Below are 23,343 nucleotides of genomic sequence, written 5' to 3'. Positions count from 1 at the left end.
GCGCTCGCTTAGACATATAGCCGTAGCGGCTATATGCTGGCACAGTTCCTGGGGCCGGGGGGCCCACTGGGGAGGGGGGAATTGTGATGCAGGCCGTAGTCCGACCACATCGGAACCGGGCAAAGGGTGTCGTCATTGCTGCTGCCACCGCGGTAGCGGTCGCGCCGGTAACTCCAGTCGTGCCTTGGGCGCACGTCCTGACCGCTACCGAGCGGGGAGTGCGACTCGCAGCCGAGGGCTCTCTGCTGAACATCCCCTTTAATCTCTTTCAAGACTTTGTCAATGTCCCCTATAACGAAGTCCAAGCGGCCAATCTCCTGGCCAATTCGTTTTTCTTCACCGGCAGCTGGTTCACCCCGAGTGCAACCAATATCTGGGGTGAGGATCCGGGCGATCCGGGCCATTTCATGGCGGTCATGGACTTCATGTTCCCCTTTGCGCCGGAGATCTCCGGCCAGTACCAGCCCGACTTCGACGAGGAAGCGCTGGCAAACGGCACCGCCGGCCTGGGCCAGCAGACGGCGATGCTCGCCGCGGCCATGCTGCCGGTCAACCCGTCGTGTGACTCCATCCAGTGCTGGCCGATGACTCCGGTCAACCCGATCACCGGCCTCACCGGGCTGGACCAGGTGCTGCGCTTCGTCGAATCGCTGGGTGGGCCGAATCAGCTTCCCCTGTTCAGTCACTGGCTGCAGGTCCCACTGCAGCAGCTTTTCGAGGGCTACACATTCCCGGAAGGCCCCACCAGCGACCCCGACAATCCCACCTCAGCGGGGATCGCCAACCCGAACGAGGGCATCGGCCCGAACGGATCGGTGCCGGATAGCTACGGCTTCACCGGCACCCGTCCCCTCACCGACGCCGAGGGCAACATCGTCTATGACGAATACGGCAACCAGATCAACCTGATGCCCTGGGCCGGGTTGACGTTCAAGTTCGACCCGCTCAACCCCTTTCAGCAGTGGTTCGACAGCCTCCTGCAACCCGTCAACTGGAGCGTCAACGGCGACGACCCGACCGTCGGGTTCCACCTGCCGACCTTCGCGGATATTGGCCAGACCATGAAGGCCTTCACCGCCGGACTGGTGGTCGACTTCAATCCGTTTGTGGCAGGCAGCCCCTTCTGCGCGGGCCTGTGCACCTCACCGCCGCTGGGACTGACCACGCTGGATCTGGTCAAAGCGATCCAGGCGATGGGCGAGCCCAACCCGCAGATCCAGCAGTGGATCGATCTGACCGAGCAGGATGCGGCGAATGCCGTGGGCAATGCCAACGGCTCGACGGACGAGCAAGTCATGGCCGGAATCTCTGCCCTGCAGACCGGCGTGTTCACCTTCGACGCGCAGACCCAGAACGACATCATCGATCTCCTGGCGCAGATCAATCCGTATCTGCCGAACCTGGCCGTGAACTCCGGCCTGCTGACAGACCCGGGCCTGTTGGGGCCGTGGCCGGTGAATCCCGAGACGGGCTACCTGATGCCGCCGACGTGGACCCCCGGCGTGCCGCTGGACGAGCAGATGATCGGCGACTACGGCGGCCGCGACTCCTCGCTGCTCTGGGAGGATCTGGTGAACTTCTTCAACCCCTCAGCCGGGATGCTCACTCCGGATTTCGATGGGCTGTGGAGTGACTTCGGAAGCTGGTTCACCTTCTAAGTGGTGCACCCTCGCAAACGACGCCTCCCTGTGAGGTGCCGGCGGTAGCTGCTGGCCTTACTCCGCCTGCCAGGCGCTCGGAGTACCTGTGCTCCGAGCAAGTGATTCACGATTTGCGCTCAGTTAACACTTTGATAGATTGCTTGAACCCAACGCGGCGGTGTCGCGGCGACTAGAGCTACTTCTCATTTCTTGGAAGGACACCCGGATGACCGCAGCCTTGCGTTCGTACTTCTCCGCGGGGCTGGCTATCACCACCGCCGGTGTGATCGCCGTCGCTCCCGCTGCGCGGGCCGCTGCTGTGCAGCCCACGGTCCACGTGGACACGCAACTGACCGCCGGTGAGTCGCTGTGGAACGTTCCACTGAACCTGTTCCAGGCCCTGGTCAACATCCCGGCGAACGAGATCCACGGGATGGACACGCTGGCGCAGTCGCTGTTCTACAGCGGCCCGTGGTTCGCCGGAAGCCCGACCAACGCCTGGGGTGAAGACCCCGGCGACATGGGGCACTTCGAGGGCATCCTGCAGATGATGTTCCCGTTCCCGCTGATCTCCGGTGCCGGCAACGAGGGGGACCGCTTCTTCCCCGGCTTGGGACAGCAGTTGTCGATGCTGGCCAATGTGCAGATTCCGATCGATCTGAGCTGTGCCGGTCTGGACTGCTACCCGGTCATGCCGACCAGCCCCATCACCGGATTCACCTGGATCGACCAGTCCCTGTGGAGCGTGCTGATCGCACTGGGCCTGCAGAACTTCCCGCTGATCCAGAACTGGTTCCAGATCCCGTTCTCGGCCATGACCAACGGCAACGAGTTCTACTTCGACCCCAATGGGCCGGGGATGATCAACATCGGGTACGCCAATGACGGGTACTACTGGGAGGGCACCCGCACGCTGGCGGAGCTGGGGTTGAACCCCGAGGACTACCCCAACATCGACCCGGACGCCCCCCTGATGCCGTGGGCGGGCAGCTACTACTCGATGGACTTCACCACACCGTTCACGAACTTCTTCGACAGCCTGCTGGAGCCGTTCGACTTCAACAAGTTCACGCTGCCCGACCCGATCGAATTCGCGCGCGTGACGCAGTCGCTCATCGCCTCATCGCTGCTGGCCTTCAACCCGTTCATCCCGGGAAGCCCGGTCTGCCCCGGGCCGTGCCTGCTGCCCGAGCCCGGCGGCAACATCTTCAACCCGGAAGACTGGAACACCCCCAGCTACTACTGGCTGGTGAAGATCATGGATGACCTGTGGCCGGGCAACCCCGTCATCGGTGAGTGGATGGACGCCTACGACGACGGCACCGCGAACGTCTCCAACCCGGAGATGATCGAGACGCAGGCGTGGTTGTGGCGGTTGGGCACTGTCCTGCTCGACATCAAGAACGAGCTGCCGCCGGACCCCGTCATCGACACCAGCGCTTTCCTGCCCACCCCCGAGCAGCTGCAGGCATTCTTGGGCGATTACTGGTACAACATCTTCGACAACGTCGGGATCATCGGGCCCTTCGACATCCAGGGCCTGTGGGACGCGATCTTCAACATCACCCCGGTGTAGGTGCAGGCCGGCGCCCGGGGATTCGACTACCGGGGGCTAGTTACCGGACTAGGGGAGCAGCGACGTGCTTGAGGTCATCGACAAGGGCTGCGCCAGTGCGGCCCACCCCGTGCCTCTGCTGTTCGTCCACGGTGCCTGGCATGCCGCGTGGTGCTGGGACGACCATTTTCTGGGCTACTTCGCCGACCTCGGCTACCGTGCGCTGGCGGTCAGCTTCCGGGGGCACGGCGGCAGTTCCAGCGACAAGCCGTTGCGGGCCTGCGGTGTCGATGACTACGTCGCCGACCTCCAGTCGGTGGCTGATGCCCTTCCGGTGGCCCCGGTGGTGATCGGGCACTCCATGGGTGGCCTGATCGTGCAGAAATACCTGGAGAACCGGCCGGCTCCGGCGGGAGTGCTGATGGCCTCGATCCCGCCGCAGGGCAATTACGGATCCAGCCTGCGCTGGATGCGCCACCGTCCGTGGGATGCGATCAAGATGGCGGTGACCGGTAAGGCATTGCCCTACATCAGCACCCCGGCACGGGCTCGGCAGCATTTCTTTTCCGAGACCACCCCTGAGCACATCGTCGACGACTGTGCGGCGCGACTCCAAGAGGACAGCCCACGGATCAGCGTGGACTGCCTGATCCTGCGGTTGCCCCGGCCTAAGCGCGTGACGGCGCCCCTGTTGGTGCTGGGCGCCGAAGACGACGGCGCGCATACCTGCAAAGAGGTGCGGGCCACGGCGCGTGCCTACAACACCGAGGCCCAGTTCTTTACGGGCATGGGCCACAACATGATGTTGGAACCGGGCTGGAAACTCGTCGCCGATCACATCCACGGTTGGCTCGGCGACCGCGGCCTATAGCGCCGACCGGCTCGCTCAGTCCTTGGTGAACGAGTACAGGCGGTAGACGAACTCGCCGTTCTTCAGGGCGCCGTTGAACGTCCAGTCGGTCGCGGCGCTGGCGAAGCGTGCCAGGCCGCCGTGGTGAGCGATCATGTCCTGCTTGCGTGCCAGGTTCTTCTCATTACCCCGCAGCACGTCCATGCTGATGTCCTCCTGGGACACCAGTCGCAGTCCGGTGGCGGCCAGCTCGGCGTCCCAGCGGGCCAGCTCGCTGCGGCGGCGGAAATCGGTGTAGAGGAAGTGCCCACCGGGGGCCAGCACCCGCGCCGCGCCGTTGAAGAACTTGGCCGGATGCGGGTACAGGTGCGATGCCTCAACCTGGAACACCACGTCGAACGAACCGTCCTCGAAGGGCAGGTTCTCCGCGTCGCCTTCGACAAAGTCCATGCCCGGCAGCTGGTGGCGGGTACGGCAGAACTCGATGGCGGTCGGGTTGAGGTCCAGCCCGGTGTAGGACGCGGGCTTGAAAGTCCGGTTCACGTACGAGGCGCCGCCCCCGTGGCCACAGCTCACCTCGAGCACCTTCTTGCCGGCCAGATCGGCGAGGGCGGCGGTGCGGTGATACTGCTGAATGAAGAATCGGTTGGCCTCGTCGGCGGGCTCCAGCGGCACCGCCATCGGCGGGTCCTCTTCGTAGCCGTAGTTGAGGAACAGCCAGTCGTCGCCGCTGAGCATCTTGGTCTGGGTCGAGAACCGCTTTGTCACAAACGAGGTGAACAGCAGGTGGTAGACGAACGGGTTCGTCATGACGCGGTGGGATACCGGATTGAAGATCAGGCGGTTCATCGTGACCATCGAAGAAGTATCTCACGATTCTGCAGACCCGGTCGTGGCCGGGTCCGGGGCGCAGGTGCGGTCAGTCGCGTAGTCCGCGCATCAGGATTCGCTCCCACATTCGGTCGCTCACGAGCGCACGCGCCAGCACGGTGGCCTTGCCGGACAGGCCGACCACGTAGCGGGGCTTGGGGTTTTTGGCGCGGACGACGCGCAGCACCGCGCAGGCGACGGTGTCGGCTTCGATCATCACTCCGCGCTTAGCCGAGAGTTCGCGGGTGTTGTCGGCATAGCGGATCTTGAACGCGGCGTACGGATCATCGGCGGCGTAGGTCGGTCGCGCTTCCTGCTGCGCGATCACGAAGGGGGTCCGCACCGCAGTCGGGTCGAGCAGCACGACCCGGACCCCGAAGGGCGCGACTTCGGCGCGCAGGGACAGCGACAGTGCCTCCATGCCGTATTTGACCAGGTGGTATCCACCGGCGCCCGGGCTGGCGAAACGGCCCCCGGTGCTGCCGATGTTGACGATGACGCCGGAACCGCGTTGGCGCATTCCCGGCAGCACCGCCTGTGCCAGGTGAAGTGTCGCAACGACATTGGTCTCGAACAGGTCGCGCAGGTCATCTCGTGCCAGCTGTTCGAGCGGACACGTCAGGGGAAATCCGGCGCAGTTGACGAGGACATCGACCCCGTCGTGTTCGGCGGTGATCTCGGCGACCAGCCGATCGACTGCCGCCTCGTCGGTGATGTCGAGCGAACGAGCCGTCAGCCCGCGCGATGCAAGGCGTTGCAGCGCTTCGGGATTGCGTCCCACCGCGAACACTCGGTAGCCGGCGGCATGCAGCCGGTCGGCGGTCGCCTCACCGATGCCGCTTGTTGCTCCGGTCACCAGCGCTACCGGCTGGGCGCTCATCGGATGCCGGTGTTCCCGGTGTGTGCGGGAGCGGGGGCCGCGCCGGATTCGGCCGGCACCAACTCGACGGGCAGGTGTTCCAGGCCACGCATCGTGGCGTTCACCAGATAACGGTGCTCGCCGGCCAGCCGGATCTCCTTGACATGGGGGGTCAGCTGAGTCAGCACGCGGCTCACTTCGATACGGGTCAGGTGCGTGCCCAGGCAGTAGTGCGCGCCACCGCCGAAAGCCAGGTGGTCAGTCGGATTGCGGTCCAGGTCGAAGGTGTCCGGGTCGGGGTAGTGCCGTGGATCCCGATTGGCCGCCGCATAGAGCACCAACACCCGTGCACCGGCCGGAATGGTGTGGTCGCCGACCGGGTAGTCACGGGTCGCGGTGCGATAGAACCCCTGGACCGGCGAGACGAGCCGCAGCTGCTCTTCGATAGCTGCCGGGATCAATTCGGGGTGTTCGCGCAGCCGTGTATACACGTCCGGACGTTGCGCCAGGGTCAGGAACAGGCCCGAGATCAGGTTGGTGGTGGTCTCGCTGCCGGCGCCGACGAGCATGGAGGCGGTCCAGAACACCTCGTCATCGGAGAGGGTGTCCTCACCGCTGGGTGCCGCCAACATCGAGATCAAGTCGTCGCCGGCCGTGGCGCGACGGGCCGCGATCATCGGGTAGAGACTGCGGTACATGGCGTTGACCGCCTGACTCGACCGCATGTTCATCGCCATCCCACGCAGGCTCAGCGGTGCGAACGCGGCCTCGTTGATGGTGTCCGCCCATTCCAGGAATTGGTGGCGGTCCTCCTGCGGTATCGCCAGCATCATGGTGATGAGCCGGTTGGGCAGGGGCTTGGCCAGGTCGGCCACGATCTCGACGCTGCCGCGTTCGATCATGGCGGCGACCAATTCATCGGCGGCGCGGTTGATATTGATCTCCCACGACTTCATGGCTCGGGGCGTGAAGGCGCGCGACACCGACCTGCGCAATCGGGTGTGCACCGGCGGATCGGTGGCGTTCATGGTCTGCAGCCGGACCCGGAAGCGGGCCTGGCTCTCCGCCGACGACAACGCCTCGTCGTCGCGCAACGCCTGGCGGACCTCGTCGTAGCCCGGGATGATCCAGATGCCGCGCTTGCGGCTGTACCAGACCTTCGGGCCGGACAGCAGCGTGCGATATCCCGGATAGGGATCGTGCATGGTCTCGGCGGCAAAGGGATCGAAGTCGGTCAGCGGTGCGGTTTCGTGTCGGGTCAGGGCGTAGCGGTAGGCGGTTGCCCGGTCACGAGCCACCCCGACAAGTCCGTCGGTGCCGATCTTGAGCAGGCTGGCGCGAAAACGAAGCCGACGCGTCAGGTCCTTCTGGTCCATGTGGCAAGCCCCTCGTCACGATCGTCGGGTGTGGCGCGCGACTGGCCCCCGCGCCGCCTGCGATCAGGCTGCCGCCACCCTAACCCGATTGCTTCCGGCGCCCGAAGGGCCGTCGGTCACCATAAAAGAAGAGCCGGAGCGCCGGAACCTCAGTCCCGAGCGCTCCGGCGCTGCTCTTGGCGGTCCTCAGTCCTTGACGAGGTCGAAAATGCGGTAGGTGATCTCGCCGCGGTCCAGGTCGCGGTAGAACAGCGATCCCTCGACGACGGCGAACTCACGCGCGAAGCGGCGCAGGAAGAACGGCATCCGCTCATTGATCAGATCGTTGGAGCGCGGCGAGTTGGCCGCCAGGCCGCGGACGACCTCCCGGCTGATGTCGCGCTCGTTGACCAGCCGAAGGGGCGGCGTGGCCAGTGTCTTCTGCCAGGACTCGATGTCTTCCTTGGCGCGGAAGTCGGTGTGCAGGAAGTGGCCGCCGGGCCGCAGCACCCGACCCACTTCGCGGACGAACTGCGCGAAGTCGGGGTAGATGTGGGACGCCTCGACGTTGACCACGGCGTCGAACGAGTTGTCGCCGAACGGCAGGTTCATGGCGTCGCCCTGCACGAAGTCCAAGCCCTCAACCTGGTGGCGCTGCTGGCAGAAGGCGACGCCGTCGGGATTGAAGTCCAGGCCGGTGTAGGAGGCCGGCTTGAGGGTACGAGCCAAGAAAGACGCGCCGCCACCGTGTCCGGAGCTGACTTCCAGCACGTTCTTGCCGGCCAGGTCGATCTGGGTGGCGGTCTGGTGGTAGAGCTGGATCGAGTACCGGTTGGGCTCGTCGGCCTCATCCAGCTTCAGGCCCAGCGGCGGCTCCTGCTCGTAGCCCCAGTTGAGGAAGACGACGTCGTCGTGTCCCATCCGCTTGGTCATGAACGGGTACCAGTATTTGAAGGCCTTCTTGTACAGCGGCATCGCCGAGATGCGGTACACCAAATCGGCGCCGACTTTTTCCAAGGTCTCAGATGGGGAACGCACCATACCGAAAGTATGGCACAGCCCGGTGCGCGGCTCAGACGTCGGTGAGTTGGGCCGCGACCTGCGCGCGCTGCGGCTCGCCGCGGTAGCGCGAGGGCGCCCCGTCGATCTTGCAGATCCGCCACATCAGCCGGGCCGCGGGATTCATGAGCCCCAACTCGTGGCAGAGCATCCGCACATCGGCGAACATGTCTCGCCAGGTCTGGCGGGACTCCGGCGCGCCGAAGAACCACGGCTTGCGGGCCGACCTGGGCACACCGAACTCGCGGAAGAAGCTTCGAGGCGGAACCACCATCGCTTGGCCGAGCATCCGCATGACCACGGGTACATACAGCGAGAGCATGAAGCGGCTGCTCCACCACAGCCGCGGTACCCGGCGCTCCAGGTATTGGTGAGCGAACGAGATATGGCGCGCCTCTTCGGCGACGTGGATGCCGATCATCTGCCGGACGATCGCCGGGACGGTGTCCTCTTCACGCAGGGCAAGGGTCTGCAGGTAGTCGAAGGGCACTTCGCCGGCCAGTACGCCGAAGAAGAAGCAGTTCGGCCAGGGGCCGGCATAGAACGGCACGATCGGGGAGAGCACCCGCAGCCACCGCGGCATGCCGGGGACATCCACGCCGATGCGGTTCACCAGCTCCTGAAACATCAGGGTGTGGTTGCACTCTTCGATGCACTCGTGCAGGCAGTACCGGTATTCCGGTGAGCCGTTAGGCACCCAGAACGTGTAGTGCATCAGGCCCCGCACCAGAATGCCCTCGAACTGGACGCCGACCTTGGCCATATTGGCCTGGCGCCACATGCCCATCGCGATCTTCTTGTCCAGGGGCTGTGCCTGATACCAGGGGTGGCGGCCCAGAGGGTCCGCGCCGGTGATGACCCAGCGCGGGTCCTCGGTGCTGATGTCGAGCTCGGCGGAATCCCAGTCGATGTCGAGATAGGGGTTGAAGTTGCGCCGAACGGAACTCTCCGACAGGGTCGCCAGCTTTTCGCCGTAGGCCACGTCGTCCCCGACGTACATGGCGTTCTTCAGCCGCCTGATCAGGTAAAAGATCGAGTAGGGCACAGCAGTGATCGCGCACATGCCGGCCAGCAGCCAGCAGATGACGATCACGCCGGTCGGCATAAGGAAACCATCCCTCTAGTCCAGGCCCGGGGCCCCTGGTCGGCAGCGCCCTGGGTCAAAGCCAGCCGAAGCATACCGTCAAGTTTGGCAAAACCCTAAGGCTAGGCACACCTCACGGGTGTGATTGACATCATGCTGGGACCCTGTGGCAACCGTTATTTTACCTACCCGTCAAGAGATGTATCACATATGCCCGATCTGCACATAAGGCGGCACATTATTGCGTTGGGGTAGCGTGTTCTGTTTATGGGGACCCAGCAGCGCCAGCACCATCAAGTCGTCATCGTGGGCGCTGGTTTCGGCGGTATCGGCGCGGCGATCCAGCTCCGCCAGCTGGGCTACGACGACATCGTGATCCTCGACCGCCTGGACGGTCTCGGCGGTACCTGGCGGGTCAACCATTACCCGGGCCTGTCCGTCGACCAGCCCTCGACCACCTATTCCTACTGGTTCGAGCCCAATCCTTACTGGTCGCGTCTGTTTGCCCCCGGTAATGAGGTGCAGGCCTACGCCGAGCACGTCGCGGCCAAATATGACGTGCAGCGCCTCATGCGCTTCAACACCAGCGTTGACGGCGCCCAGTGGGATGAGGACGCGAAGGTGTGGCGCATCGCGTTGTCCGGCGGGGAGACGCTGACGTCGCAGTTCTTGATCGTGGCCACCGGCTTCCTGTGCCAGCCGAAGGTGCCGGACATCCCCGGCATCGACACGTTCGCCGGGCACGTGGTGCATACCGCACAGTGGGACCACGACTACTCAATGGCCGGCCGTCGTGCGGCAGTCATCGGCACGGGGTCCACCGGAATCCAGGTCATCCCGGAATTGGCCAAGGAAGTCGCTGATCTGACCGTCTATCAGCGCACCCCGATCCTGGTGACGCCCAAGTCCGATGTGGTGTTCCCCCCGGTGGTGCAGCGTATGTTCGCGCGGCGGCCCTTCACCCAGCGCATCGTCCGATGGCTCACCGACAACACCACCGATTTCATGATGGTCCTGACCATGTGGCGCTACAAGCGATTCAAGTTCCTCAACAAGGCCATGGCAGTCCAATCCGCGCTGCATCGTCAGCGGTCGGTGCGCGACCGCGAACTCGCCCGAAAGATGAAGCCCGACTTCGATTTCGGCTGCAAACGTCCGTCGATCTCCAACGACTACTACCCGACGTTCGCCAAGCCCAACGTGCACCTGGTGACCGAGGGAATCGAGCGCATCGAGCCCGACGGGATCGTGTCGCGCGACGGCGTCAAGCGCGAGATCGACACCCTGGTGCTGGCGACGGGATATGACGTCTGGGAGGGCAACCTGCCGGCTATCGAGGTGATCGGCCGCGGCGGCCGCAACCTCGGCAAGTGGTGGCGGGAGACTCGATTCCAGGCCTACCAGGGGATGACCGCCCCGCAGTTCCCGAACTTCATCAACATGGCCAGCCCGTTCTCCTGGGTCGGGCTGTCGTGGTTCAACACCGTCGAATACCAGACGCGGCACATGAAGCGGTTGTTCGGCGAGGTGCAGCGGCGCCAGGCACAGACCTTCGAGGTCACCGAGGAGGCCAACACCCGTTTCTACGAGCGGATGATGGGCCTGCTGGACAGCTCGGTGTTCCACCGGGGCAACTGTGCGACATCGAATTCCTACTGGTTCAACCAGAGCACGGGCGAGGCCCCGCTTTTCCGGCCGACCTCGGTGCGCAGCGCCGTGAAGGAGCAGGACCACTTCCCGCTGTCGGACTACCAGATCGGATAGCTTCGGCTGCCACGGTCCTGAACAGGGGGTTACAGTGATCGTTTGGGCATTTTGTCCGCTGGGGGGTCTCGAGAAGTGACGAGTAGACATCAACTGGGCCACGGCCAGTGGTCGGCGGCGCAGTTCGTGCGCCGCTTCGCGATTCCGATCATCGTGGGCTGGGTCGCTCTTACCGCGCTGGTCAGCGTTGCCGTGCCGCCGTTGGAACAGGTCGCCAAGGAACACCCGGTGTCGTTGAGCGCCAAAGATTCGCCGTCGATTCAGGCGATGGCGCGGCTTGGACATGACTTCGCGGAGTCCGATACCGACAGTGCCGCGATGATCGTCATCGAAGGTGACGAGCCACTTGGCGACCCCGCTCATCACTACTACAACGAACTGATCGCCCAGCTCAACGCCGATACCCGACACGTTCAGCACATCCAGGACTTCTGGGGCGACCCGCTGACGGCGGGCGGCGCGCAGAGTCCCGACGGCAAGGCTGCACTGGTTCAGCTCAACCTTGCCGGTAACCAGGGCGAGGCCCTGGCCAACGATTCGGTGGAAGCGGTTCGCGACATCGTGGCCCGCACGCCGGCGCCCCCGGGGGTGCGGGCCTACGTCACCGGCCCGGCGCCGATGGTCACCGACATGAACACCAGCGGTGACCGGGCGGTGCTCAAGATCCTGGTGGCCACCGTCTCGGTGATCTCACTGATGCTGTTGCTGCTCTACCGCTCGTTCAGCACCGTCGCGGTGTTGTTGGCCGTGGTCGGGGTCGAACTGGCCGCCGCACGCGGGGTCGTGGCATTCCTGGGCCACCACGGGCTGATCGGACTGTCGACGTTCGCGATCAACATCCTGGTGACCCTGGCGATTGCCGCCGGGACCGACTACGGCATCTTCTTCATCGGCCGCTATCACGAGGCCCGTCATGCCGGTGAAGACCCGGAGACGGCGTATTTCACCACCTACCGCGGCGTCGCCCATGTGGTGCTGGCCTCGGGCCTGACCATCGCCGGAGCCACGTTCTGCCTGAGCTTCACCCGGCTGCCGGTGTTTCAGACGATGGGCGTGCCCTGCGCGGTGGGGATGTTGGTCGCGGTGGCCATCTCGCTCACGCTGGTGCCCGCGGTCCTGGCCGTGGCCACGCGGCGTGGCCTGCTCGAACCCCGCCGCAAGATGTCCGACCGCGGGTGGCGCAAGGTGGGCACCGCGATCGTGCGCTGGCCGGGACCGATATTCGTCGCCGCCTGCGCGGTGGCGCTCGTGGGCCTGCTCGCGCTGCCCGGATACAAGGTCAGCTACAAGGATCCCTCGTTCATTCCGCAGGACACCCCGGCCAACCTCGGCTGGGCGGCCGCGTCGCGGCACTTCCCGGAAGCACGGCTGTTGCCCGAGGTCCTGCTGGTCGAGTCCGACCGGGATATGCGCAACTCCGCGGACTTCCTGATACTGAACAAGCTGGCAAAGGCCGTCTTCGCCGTCGAGGGCGTCGCCATGGTCCAGGGTGTGACCCGCCCCGAGGGCACCCCGCTGGGGCACACCTCGATCCCTTTCCTGCTGAGCATGCAAAACGCCGGGCAGATGCAGAATCTGGACTTCGTCAAGAACCGGGTGGCCGATATGCGCCGCCAGGCCGACGACCTTGAGGAGACCATCGCCTCGCTGCAGCGCATGTACGGGCTGATGCAGCAGATGGCCGCCAACACGCATCATGCTGCAGGCGTCTCGGACGAGGCGAGGGACCTGGCCGCGCAGGTGCGCGGCAACATGGCCGATTTGAACGCAAATTCCAAGTCGCTGCGTGAATCCGTCGAGGGGAAGGACTGCCGCGGCGACACCACGTGTCTGTCACTGCGGGCGGCGTATGCGTCGATGGACGGCACCACCCTGCTCACCGAGAAACTCGACGAGCTGGCGCCCGACATGAGCAATATCGACGCGGTGACGCCCCAGCTGCTGGAGATGATGCCCGCGCAGATCGCCGCGATGCGCAGCCTGCAGACCATGATGCTGACGCTGCACAGCACCATGTCGGGGATCATGACGCAGATCGAGGAGGTGGGTGGCGGCTCGGCAGCCATGGGTCAGGACTTCGACGCGGCCAAGAGCGACGACTCGTTCTACCTGCCCCGGGAAGCGTTCGACAATCCCGACTTCAAACGGGTGGTGCAGCTTTTCCTGTCACCGGACGGACACGCGGCCCGATTCTTCATCACCCACGACGGCTACCCGGCGACTCCCGAAGGCATGGCACGGGTCAATCTGATCAAGAAGGCCGCCACCGAATCCCTGAAAGGTACGCCGCTGTCGAGCGCCAAGGTCTACGTCGCCGGCACCGCAGCGCTCTTCAACGACTTGCAGGGCAGCGCAGACTATGACCTTCTGATCGCCGGAATCACATCCCTGGCAATCATTTTCATCATCATGCTGCTGATCACCCGCAGCTTCATCGCTTCGGTGGTGATCGTCGGTACGGTGCTGGCATCGCTGGGCGCATCGTTTGGTCTGTCGGTCCTGCTGTGGCAGTACATCTTCGGCATCCACCTGCACTGGCTGGTGATGGTGATGTCGGTGATCATCCTGTTGGCGGTGGGCTGTGACTACAACCTGCTCCTGGTCGCCCGGTTCAAGGAGGAGATGGGTGCCGGGCTCAAGACCGGCATCATCCGCACCATGGGCGGCACCGGAAAAGTGGTGACCGCCGCCGGGCTGGTCTTCGCCTTCACCATGGCGTCCATGCTCGTCAGCGATCTGCGGGTGGTAGGTCAGGTGGGCACAACGATCGGGCTCGGTCTGTTGTTCGACACCCTGGTGGTGCGCTCCTTCATGATGCCGTCGATGGCGGCCCTGTTGGGGCGGTGGTTCTGGTGGCCGCTGAACGTGCGCGAGCACCCTGCGCGGGCACGGCCGACGGGACCGCCTGCCGCCGCAGAGACCGCAACCGAGAAAAGCGACCAGACCTTCGAAGACATGGTTGCCACGGCGTTCCCGGAGTTGTCCGGACGGCCCGGCAAGCGCACCGACGACCGTCCCACCGAAGTGCTGGCGGCGATTCAGCCACCGGAGGAAGATACCGACCGCTGAGCGGTCCTGAGCCTCAGCCCTGTGCACACCGCGCTGATGCGGGGCCTTAGACTGACCTGCAACGGCACTGAACCGGCAATCACCGGGGAGCCTTCGGAAGAACGGCCACGCGCTGGCCCAGTAGAACCGAACGGGACGGCCCGTCACAGCCTCACATCGAGCGGTCGCGCCTCGGCATGGGTGTGCGGCAAGCGGGGTGGTACCGCGGCGCTTGCGCAACCGCGCAGCGTCGTCCCCGGGCCGGGCCCTTGGGAGACGACACTGAAGTGAGCGAACGCAGCTATCCGAAGCCGACCGCCGGCGCCCCCGACTTCCCGGCGGCCGAGGCCGCTGTTCTGGATTACTGGGCGGCCGACGACACCTTCCGGGCCAGCGTTGACCGTCGCGACGGTGCGCCGGAGTACGTGTTCTACGACGGTCCACCGTTCGCCAACGGACTGCCGCACTACGGGCATCTGCTCACCGGATACGTCAAAGACATCGTCCCGCGCTACCGCACCATGCGCGGTTACAAGGTGGATCGCCGCTTCGGCTGGGACACCCACGGTCTGCCCGCCGAGCTCGAGGTCGAGCGTCAGCTCGGCATCACCGACAAGTCGCAGATCGACGCGATGGGTATCGCGGCTTTCAATCAGGCGTGTCGGGAATCGGTGCTGCGCTACACGTCTGAATGGCAGGCCTATGTGACCCGGCAGGCCCGCTGGGTTGACTTCGACAACGACTACAAGACCTTGGACCTGCCGTTCATGGAGTCGGTGCTGTGGGCGTTCAAGCAGCTGTGGGACAAGGGCCTGGCATACGAGGGCTACCGAGTTCTGCCGTACTGCTGGCGCGACGAGACCCCGTTGTCCAATCACGAGCTGCGGATGGACGACGACGTCTACAAGAGCCGCCAGGACCCGGCGCTCACCGTCGGGTTCCGGGTGGTCGGCGCGCAGCCCCCTGAGCTCGACGGCGCCCACCTGCTGGTGTGGACCACGACACCGTGGACACTGCCGTCCAACCAGGCGGTCGCGGTCAACCCGGATGTCACCTATGTGGTGGTGGCCGCGGGGGAGCGGCGCTACCTGCTGGCCGAGGCGCGGTTGGGTGCCTACGCCCGCGAGCTCGGCCTGGGGCAGGAGCAGGAGCCGCAGCTGCTGGGCAGCTACCGAGGATCGGAGCTGCTCGGTCTGCGGTATGCGCCGCCGTTCCCGTATTTCATGGACTCGGAGAACGCCTTTCGGGTGCTCGCCGCGGATTTCGTGTCCACCGAGGACGGCACCGGCATCGTGCACCTGGCGCCGGCCTACGGTGAGGACGACAAGAACACCACGGACCCGGCGGGTATCACCCCGGTCACCCCGGTGGACGCCAAGGGCCGCTTCGATGCGACGGTGCCCGACTATGTCGGCCAGCATGTGTTCGACGCGAACAAGGCGATCATCGCCGACCTGAAGAACGGCACCGGGCCGGCCGCGGCCAACGGCGCGGTGCTGGTGCGTCACGAGACCTACGAGCACCCGTACCCGCATTGCTGGCGCTGCCGCAACCCGCTGATCTACAAGGCGGTGTCGTCGTGGTTTGTCCGGGTCACGCAGTTCCGGGACCGGATGGTCGAGCTCAACGAGGAGATCACCTGGTACCCCGAGCACATCAAGGACGGGATCTTCGGCAACTGGCTGCGCGGTGCGCGGGACTGGTCGATCTCCCGGAACCGTTACTGGGGCACCCCGATCCCGGTGTGGAAGTCCGACGACCCGGCCTATCCGCGGATCGATGTCTACGGCAGCCTGGATGACCTGGAGCGTGACTTCGGGGTGCGCCCGGACAACCTGCATCGCCCCTATATCGATGAGCTGACCCGGCCCAATCCCGACGACCCGACGGGCCGTTCGACCATGCGGCGCATCCCCGATGTGCTCGACGTCTGGTTCGACTCGGGTTCGATGCCGTATGCCCAGGTGCACTATCCGTTTGAGAACCAGCAATGGTTTGACGGCGGAGGCGGGCTCGAAGCCCATTATCCGGGCGACTTCATCGTCGAATACATCGGCCAGACCCGCGGCTGGTTCTACATGATGCATGTGCTGGCGACCGCACTGTTCGACCGACCGGCATTCAAAACCTGTGTGGCGCATGGCATCGTGCTCGGCAGCGACGGGCAGAAGATGAGCAAGTCGCTGCGCAACTACCCGGATGTGAACGAGGTATTCGACCGCGACGGTTCCGACGCCATGCGGTGGTTCCTGATGGCCTCGCCGATCCTGCGCGGGGGCAACCTGATCGTCACCGAGGCGGGCATCCGTGAGGGCGTGCGGCAGGTGATGCTGCCGCTGACCAACGCCTACACCTTCCTGACCCTGTATGCCCCCAAGCCCGGTGTCTGGCGCACCGATTCGACGAACGTGCTCGACCGCTACATCCTGGCCAAGCTGGCAACGCTGCGTGACGACCTGACGCACGCCTTGGACGTGTGTGACATCTCCGGGGCCTGTGAGCAACTGCGACAGTTCACCGAGGCGCTGACCAACTGGTACGTCAGACGTTCTCGTCAGCGCTTCTGGGACGAGGACCCCGACGCGATCGACACCCTGCACACGGTGCTGGAGATCACGGCGCGGCTGGCCGCGCCGCTGCTGCCGCTGACCACCGAGGTGATCTGGCGCGGAGTGACCGGGGAACGCTCGGTGCACCTGACCGACTGGCCGCAGGCCGACGCCCTGCCCGCCGATGCCGCACTGGTGTCGGCGATGGACCAGGTCCGCGAGGTCTGTTCCGCGGCGTCGTCGGTGCGCAAGGCGCACCAGCTCAGGGTTCGGCTGCCGCTGCCGAAGCTCACCGTCGCCGTCGAGGACCCGCAGCGGCTGGCGCCCTTCACCGACCTGATCGCCGACGAGCTCAACGTCAAGGCCGTCGAACTCACCGACGACATCGCCCGTTACGGCCGGTTCGATCTGGCCGTCAACGCGAAGGTGGCCGGACCCAGACTGGGCAAGGATGTGCAGGCCGCGATCAAGGCGGTCAAGTCCGGGGAGGGCATCGTCAACCCGGACGGCTCCCTGAGCGCCGGACCGGTGGTGCTGCTGGCCAGCGAATACACCTCCAAACTGGTGGCCGCAGATCCGGAGTACACCGTTGCGCTGCCCGACGGCGCAGGCCTGGTGGTGCTCGACAGTGCCGTCACGCCTGAGTTGGAGGCCGAGGGCTGGGCCAAGGACCGGATCCGCGAACTGCAGGAGCTACGGAAAAGCAGCGGACTGGAAGTCTCCGACCGGATCACCGTGGTGATCTCGGTACCGGAACAACGGCGGGGGTGGGCGCAGACGCACGCCGAGTTGATCGCCGGAGAAATCCTGGCCACCCACTTCGAATTCGGCGAGCCGGTCGATGCCACCGAAATCGGCGACGGAGTGCGCGTGTCCATCGCTAAGGCGTGAAAGGTCGGCGTCGGAAACCGCGTCTAGCCAGGGCCGACTTTCTCGCGCCGAGATTCTTAAGTCCGTCGGGGACCAGTCCGCGGCGCCTGGCAAGTGCCGCATAACTGTCTGAACAGTGACATTTGTGCAGATCGGAAGTGGAAAAATGCCTCCCCGGGCTCGCCGCCGCCCAGCCTCTCGCGGCGCCCGATCCGCCCGTATTGCGGCCCCGACGGGGCACTGACCTCTTTTCGGCGACCGTTCGTTCGCGATTAATCTCCACGCCATACGAACGGTTGTTCGCGGTTGGTTCTGGCCCACCCGAATTGCCCCCACAGCGGGGCAACACATCGGGTGGGTCGGTTCGTTACTCGGCTTAGAGGGGCAGGGGATTCATGGATTTCGGGGCGCTCCCGCCGGAAGTCAACTCCGCGAGAATGTATGCCGGACCCGGGTCGGCGCCGTTGCTGGCCGCGCGGCGAGCTGGTCGGCGATGGCGACCGAGCTGGACTACACGGCGACGTCGTTCGCCTCGGTGATCACCGACCTGGCCGGCTCGGCGTGGAAGGGTCCCTCAGCGGCCTCGATGACGGCGGCCGCGGCTCCGTATGCAGCGTGGTTGAAGGCCACCGCGGTGGTCGCCGAAGAAACCGCGCTGAAAGCCGCGGCCGCAGCCGGTGCCTACGAGGCGGCCTTCGCCGCTACGGTGCCTCCGCCGGTGATCGCCGCCAACCGCGCCCTGCTGGCCACGCTGGTGGCGACCAACTTCTTGGGGCAGAACGCGCCGGCCATCGCCGCAACTGAGGCGCAGTACGGCCAGATGTGGGCGCAGGACGCGGCCGCGATGTACGCCTACTCCGGTTCTTCGGCCGTCGCGGCTCAATTGAACCCGTTCGGCACCCCGCCGGAGACCACCAACGCCGGTGGACAGGCCGGTCAGTCGGCGGCCACCAGCGCGGCGCAGTCCGCAGCGGCCTCCAGTGCGCAGTCGACGCTGTCGGACCTGCTCGCCGAAATTCCCACCACACTGCAGGGCCTGTCTACCAATCCCCTTGCACTGCCCGCATGGGCTGCCGAGATCCTCCATGACTACGAGGACATCGTGAAGACCTTCTCAACGGTTATCGGCACCGTCAACGGGCCATACGGTGTCGGATCCCTCAACGCGGCGCGCGGTGCCTACCAGATGGCGATCAGCATCCCGGCCGTGTACAACGCGCTCGGGAATCTGGGCACCACGCTCAGCCCCAAGCCGATCGTGGGCGCCCTGGCACCGCTGATGTCCAGCTCGATGCTGACCGGTTCGCACAGCATCCCGTCCGCGGTATCGGGGGCGGTCGGCCGCGCGGGCCTGATCGGGTCGATGTCGGTACCGGCGAGCTGGGCCACCGCTGTTCCGACGGTCAAGACGGCGACGCTGGCACTGCAGGCGAGCGTGTTGGAGGCGGCTCCGGCGCTGGCGGCCAACGGCGAGAGCCTGATGGCTGGCGAGATGGCACTCGCCAGCCTGGCGGGGCGTGCCATGGGTACCCCGGTACGTCAGGCGGCCGGTGCCGGCGCCACCCGTGCGATCAGTGCGGTCAGCCACGTCACCAACACCCAGACGGCTCCGGACATCGCCACCACCGCCACCGTTATCGTCATCCCTCCGATCGCCAAATAACGAAAGCAGGACGCGGTCATGGTCTTTCAGAGTTTTGCGGCGCAGCCCCCCGAGGTCATCTCGGGGCAGATGTATACCGGTCCAGGTGCGGACCCGTTGTTTGCCGCTGCAGCGGCGTGGTCGGGATTGGCCACGGAACTGCACGCGGCGGCCTCGTCGTACACCGCGGCCCTGGCGGGTTTGAGCGGTGGTTGGCAGGGCCCCTCCGCAGCTGCCATGGCGGCGGCGGCCGCTCCCTATGTGACGTGGATGTCTGCCACGGCAGCACAGGCCGAGGAGACCTCGGCCGCAGCGAGAGCTGCAGCCAGCGCCTATGAATCCGCGTTTGCCGGGGTCGTGCCGCCGCCAGCTATCGCGGCCAATCGCAGTCTGTTGGCTTCGCTGGTGGCCAGTAACCTCCTTGGGCAGAACAGCACCGAGATTGCCGCGGTTGAAGCCGAATACGGTCGGATGTGGTCACAGGATGTCGCGGCCATGCTCGGATACGCGGGAGCGTCGGCAGCGGCCGCGAACCTCAGTGCGTTCGCCGAGCCGCCGCAGACCACCCAAGGTGATGGCAGTAATGCCCCGTCGGCAGCTGCTGCTACGACGCCGCACGACGTCTTGCAAGCCATCCTCAAAGAGATCAATGGGCTGGCAAACGGCTATAACAACGCATGGCGGAGCTTCCTCGACTTCATCACCGGTACCGACGAGACCTCAGATTTCTGGGAGATCCACCTCAGTGCGGTCAGCAGTACGGTCAGCCAAACTGCCTGGGTCAATGTGACCAACGGCAGCACCAACATGGGCATAACCCAATTCCGCAGCGGCTACAAGGCGGTGCTTCCAGCGGTTCCGAAGGCCGGACTCAGTGGCGGACTGGCCAGCACTGGATTGGCCGCGGGCTCCGGCCTGCACGCGGCTGCGGGTGCCAGCACGGCCAGCGCGATGCGGGTGGGTGCGCTGTCGGTGCCGCCGAACTGGGCCAGCGCCACCTCGGCGATTCAACTGGCATCCACATCGTTGCCCGAGGCCGCCCTGGCCGCCGCACCCGGTGCCGGGTCGGTGCCGGGCATGCTCGCCCCGGCAGCCCTGGGCAGCGCGGCCGGAGGCGCGCTGGGCGCTCCGGCGGCCCGCACCCGGACCATTGCCCCGGTAGCCCGGGTGGTGTCGACCAACATCGCCGACCGCGAGGCGCCGGTACCACTGGACCAGGTGATCGCCCAGCTGCAGCAGACACCGGACGTGGTCCAGCACTGGAACGTCGACCAGGCCGGTCTCGACGAACTGGTCGCCAAGTTGTCCTTGAAGCCCGGCATTCACGCAGTGCACGTCCTCGAAGACGAGGTCAGTGAGCTCGCTGGCTCGAACTCCGCACTCGGCTGACACCGCTGCCGATCCGACGCATGCGTACTCACCCCAGGAGACTCCAATGAAGCTTTCGGTCGTTCCGGCCGTCATCGCCGCGGCGATCGCACTCGCCGTGCCCGGGCACGCCTACCCCGGCACGCTTGAGCCGAATGAGGTCGACAATGCGGAGTTCGTCTCAGAGCTGCATCAGGTGGGGATCTCCTTTGCCGACCCGAATCAAGCCGTGGAGGCCGCCCAAGTTCTCTGCGGTCTTGCGGCCAATGGTGAAGCAGGCCTAGAACTGCTGACCGATATCACCGATGCCAACCCGGCGCTCAGCGTTCCCGATGCGGCACGGTTCGCCGCCATGGCGGCGAAGACCTACTGCCCGCAGCAGCTCAACAAAGGTGGCGGCGGGTCGAAGTGAACCCAGGTCGGGGCTACTTGGCCCGTCAGGCCATCAACGGTCGGATGCGGCCGGATCGCGCGGCGCCCCATAGGCTGGAGCCGTGGACGCGCGATGGGTCCTGCACCTGGATATGGACGCGTTCTTCGCGTCTGTCGAGCAACTGACCCGACCGACCCTGCGGGGGCGCCCGGTTCTGGTCGGCGGGCTCGGGGGCCGCGGTGTGGTGGCCGGGGCCAGCTACGAGGCACGGGCCTTTGGGGCCCGCTCCGCGATGCCGATGCACCAGGCGCGACGGCTGGTGGGTGCCCCGGCGGTGGTGTTGCCGCCGCGTGGTTCCGTCTACGGGCTGGCGAGCCGACGGGTTTTCGAGACGGTGCGCGCCCAGATCCCGGTCGTGGAGCAGCTGTCCTTCGACGAGGCCTTCGGCGAGCCCGCCGAACTGGCGGGAGCCGGCGACGCCGATGTCCTCCGGTTCTGCGAGCACCTGCGTCGGCGGGTGCTTGAGGAGACCGGTTTGGTGGCGTCGGTCGGGGCCGGCTCGGGCAAGCAGATAGCCAAGATCGCCTCGGATCTGGCCAAGCCGAATGGCGTGCGGGTGGTCAGCCGGGCCGAGGAGCGGCTGCTGCTGGACGGGCTCCCGGTCCGCCGGTTGTGGGGGATCGGCCCCGTCGCCGAGGAGAAGCTGCACCGATTGGGTATCGACACCATCGGGCAGCTCGCCGCATTGACCGACACCGAGGCCGCCGACATTCTGGGTGCCACGATCGGCCCTGCGCTGCACCGACTGGCTCGGGGGATCGACGACCGCCGGGTCGCCGAACGCGCGGAGGCCAAGCAGATCAGCGCCGAATCCACCTTTGCCGCCGACCTGACGACTTTGGAACAGTTGCGGGCCGAGATCGGACCGATCGGCGAGCACGCCTATCGCAGGCTGCTGCGCGATGGGCGAGGCGCCCGGACCGTGACGGTGAAACTCAAGCGCGCCGACATGAGTGTGCTGACTCGCTCGGCGACTCTGCCCTATGCGACCACCGACGCGGCGGCGCTCACCTCGGCGGCCGGACGGCTATTGCTCGATCCGCGGGAGATCGGCCCGATCAGGCTGCTCGGGATCGGATTCTCGGGGTTGACCGAGGTTCGGCAGGAGTCGCTCTTCCCCGATCTGGAGTTGCCCGATACGGCGTCGGATGTTCCGGAAACCACTGCACGGGAGCCGCTTTCGCTGCCGGCGGCGGCGCACTGGCGAGTCGGTGATGACGTCAGCCATCGCGATCTCGGGCACGGCTGGGTGCAGGGGGCCGGCCACGGCGTGGTGACGGTGCGCTTCGAAACCCGCAGTTCGGGTCCCGGACCGGTGCGGACCTTCTCCGACGACGAGCCCGCGCTCAGCCGGGCCGACGCCCTGGACAGCCTCGACTGGCCCGACTACGCGCTGGAGGCGCGAGCCCACGACGAGGCACAGATCAGCCCCACCGGTCCATGACCTCACCGATGGACTCACCGGCCGCGAGCGCTGCCATCAGCAGGATCCGCGCCTGCGGTGGCCGCAGCCGGGGCACCAGCACCGCCCCGGCCTCCACCAGCGCCCGCCCCGGACCGTAATCGGCGCCGATCAGCCCCTCGGGCACCCGGCTGGAGACCACGACGGCCAGTCCGTCCCCGCAGTGCCGGCGCACCGCATCGGTCACCGCCGTCGGGGCGTTGGCCGACCCGAGGCCGGCGAGGATCACCCCCCGGGCACCCGCGGCGGCGCAGGCATCCAGGGCCACGGCGTCGGCGCCTCCGTACAGCGCGACGATGTCCACCCGCGGCACATTGCTCGGCGCACCGAGGTGGGGCCGGACTTTATCGGCGCTCAGCGCCACCCGGCCGTCGGCGACGGTGCCCACCAGCGGGCCGGTGAAGCCGGTCAATCCGGTGAGCGTGGCCTTCTGCATACCCAGCGGTGCCAGAACCCGGCCTGCGAGACACACCAGCACACCCAGCCCGCGGGCCGCAGGATCGGCAGCCACCAGCAGCGCGTCCCGTAGATTGCCCGGGCCGTCGGCGTCGGGAGCATCCGCACTGCGCTGGGCCCCGGTCACCACGACCGGCGCTTCTCCGGTGTAGCCCAGTTCCAGCCAGAGCGCGCCCTCTTCGCAGGTGTCGGTGCCGTGGGTGACCACCACACCGTCCGCACCGCCGTCCACGGCGGTGGTGACCGCGTGCAGGAGCCGCGCCCACTCGGTGGGGCCGAGCTCCGAGCTGTCGCGGGCCATCAGATCCACCACGGTGACGTCGGCGGCGCCGCTGTCGTCCAGCAGTTCCGAGCCGCTGCGGGCGGGGCGCAACGTGCCGTCGCCCTGGGTACTGCAGGAGATGGTGCCGCCGGTGGTGATGACGGTGACGCGCGTGGACTGCATGCCGCGATCATGCCCCACGTGGGTTGGGGGATGA

The 23,343-nt window shown here is 66.1% G+C and carries 15 protein-coding genes and 1 pseudogene; 10 read left to right on the top strand and 6 right to left on the bottom strand.

The genetic code is table 11. The features are described 5' to 3' along the window. Positions 1-218: 218 nt before the first annotated feature. The 3 genes from BST15_RS04495 (at position 219) to BST15_RS04485 (ending at position 4,066) form a co-directional block, all read left to right on the top strand. Positions 219-1,658 (top strand): hypothetical protein, encoded by a 1,440-nt coding sequence (locus tag BST15_RS04495; protein ID WP_046188355.1) that lies wholly within the window; start codon positions 219-221, stop codon positions 1,656-1,658. 208 nt (positions 1,659-1,866) lie between these two features. Further along, entirely contained in the window at positions 1,867-3,216 is a 1,350-nt protein-coding gene (locus BST15_RS04490) for a hypothetical protein (protein WP_046188354.1), read from the top strand. A gap of 64 nt (positions 3,217-3,280) precedes the next feature. After that, on the top strand, positions 3,281-4,066 hold the full coding sequence (locus BST15_RS04485; protein WP_046188353.1) for an alpha/beta hydrolase: 786 nt from the start codon (positions 3,281-3,283) through the stop codon (positions 4,064-4,066). 15 nt (positions 4,067-4,081) lie between these two features. Here the strand turns inward: BST15_RS04485 and BST15_RS04480 are convergent, their stop codons facing one another. From BST15_RS04480 to BST15_RS04460, 5 genes are all read right to left on the bottom strand, one after another. After that, positions 4,082-4,894: a phthiotriol/phenolphthiotriol dimycocerosates methyltransferase gene (locus BST15_RS04480; RefSeq protein ID WP_046188383.1), complete on the bottom strand. Its 813-nt coding sequence runs from the start codon at positions 4,892-4,894 to the stop codon at positions 4,082-4,084. A gap of 70 nt (positions 4,895-4,964) precedes the next feature. Next, entirely contained in the window at positions 4,965-5,795 is an 831-nt protein-coding gene (locus BST15_RS04475; RefSeq protein ID WP_046188352.1) for an SDR family NAD(P)-dependent oxidoreductase, read from the bottom strand. Continuing rightward, positions 5,792-7,150, bottom strand: a complete 1,359-nt coding sequence (locus BST15_RS04470) for a cytochrome P450 (RefSeq protein ID WP_046188351.1) — start codon at positions 7,148-7,150, stop codon at positions 5,792-5,794. The genes BST15_RS04475 and BST15_RS04470 overlap by 4 nt, the downstream gene beginning before the upstream one ends. Before the next feature lie 186 nt (positions 7,151-7,336). Next, positions 7,337-8,104, bottom strand: coding sequence for a phthiotriol/phenolphthiotriol dimycocerosates methyltransferase (locus BST15_RS04465; RefSeq protein WP_046188382.1), 768 nt, complete (start codon positions 8,102-8,104; stop codon positions 7,337-7,339). Between the two features lie 97 nt (positions 8,105-8,201). Beyond that, on the bottom strand, positions 8,202-9,251 hold the full coding sequence (locus BST15_RS04460; RefSeq protein WP_234708185.1) for an AurF N-oxygenase family protein: 1,050 nt from the start codon (positions 9,249-9,251) through the stop codon (positions 8,202-8,204). Between the two features lie 288 nt (positions 9,252-9,539). Here BST15_RS04460 and BST15_RS04455 point away from each other — a divergent pair, with 288 nt between their 5' ends. The 7 genes and pseudogenes from BST15_RS04455 (at position 9,540) to BST15_RS04425 (ending at position 22,390) form a co-directional block, all read left to right on the top strand. Continuing rightward, positions 9,540-11,036: a flavin-containing monooxygenase gene (locus BST15_RS04455; protein WP_046188350.1), complete on the top strand. Its 1,497-nt coding sequence runs from the start codon at positions 9,540-9,542 to the stop codon at positions 11,034-11,036. Positions 11,037-11,111: 75 nt separating this feature from the next. Beyond that, positions 11,112-14,105 (top strand): MMPL/RND family transporter, encoded by a 2,994-nt coding sequence (locus BST15_RS04450; protein WP_083070827.1) that lies wholly within the window; start codon positions 11,112-11,114, stop codon positions 14,103-14,105. Between the two features lie 266 nt (positions 14,106-14,371). Continuing rightward, positions 14,372-17,524: an isoleucine--tRNA ligase gene (gene ileS, locus BST15_RS04445; RefSeq protein WP_046188379.1), complete on the top strand. Its 3,153-nt coding sequence runs from the start codon at positions 14,372-14,374 to the stop codon at positions 17,522-17,524. Between the two features lie 374 nt (positions 17,525-17,898). Then, positions 17,899-19,166, top strand: a pseudogene (locus BST15_RS04440) (PPE family protein). Between the two features lie 18 nt (positions 19,167-19,184). Next, positions 19,185-20,534, top strand: coding sequence for a PPE family protein (locus tag BST15_RS04435; protein WP_083070826.1), 1,350 nt, complete (start codon positions 19,185-19,187; stop codon positions 20,532-20,534). A 46-nt stretch (positions 20,535-20,580) separates the two neighbouring features. Next, a complete protein-coding gene (locus BST15_RS04430; RefSeq protein WP_046188212.1) occupies positions 20,581-20,925 on the top strand; it encodes a DUF732 domain-containing protein in 345 nt (114 codons plus the stop codon). A gap of 82 nt (positions 20,926-21,007) precedes the next feature. Next, positions 21,008-22,390 (top strand): DNA polymerase IV, encoded by a 1,383-nt coding sequence (locus BST15_RS04425; protein WP_046188213.1) that lies wholly within the window; start codon positions 21,008-21,010, stop codon positions 22,388-22,390. On the opposite strand, the gene BST15_RS04420 is transcribed toward BST15_RS04425, so the two are convergent. Beyond that, on the bottom strand, positions 22,371-23,309 hold the full coding sequence (locus BST15_RS04420) for an asparaginase (RefSeq protein WP_046188214.1): 939 nt from the start codon (positions 23,307-23,309) through the stop codon (positions 22,371-22,373). The two genes, BST15_RS04425 and BST15_RS04420, sit on opposite strands and share 20 nt — an antisense overlap. Positions 23,310-23,343: the final 34 nt, after the last annotated feature.

This window comes from Mycolicibacter arupensis (genome assembly GCF_002086515.1).
Lineage (GTDB): Bacteria > Actinomycetota > Actinomycetes > Mycobacteriales > Mycobacteriaceae > Mycobacterium > Mycobacterium arupense.
The sequence above is the reverse complement of the archived record's forward strand: the minus strand, read 5'-3'. Positions and strand labels throughout refer to the sequence as shown.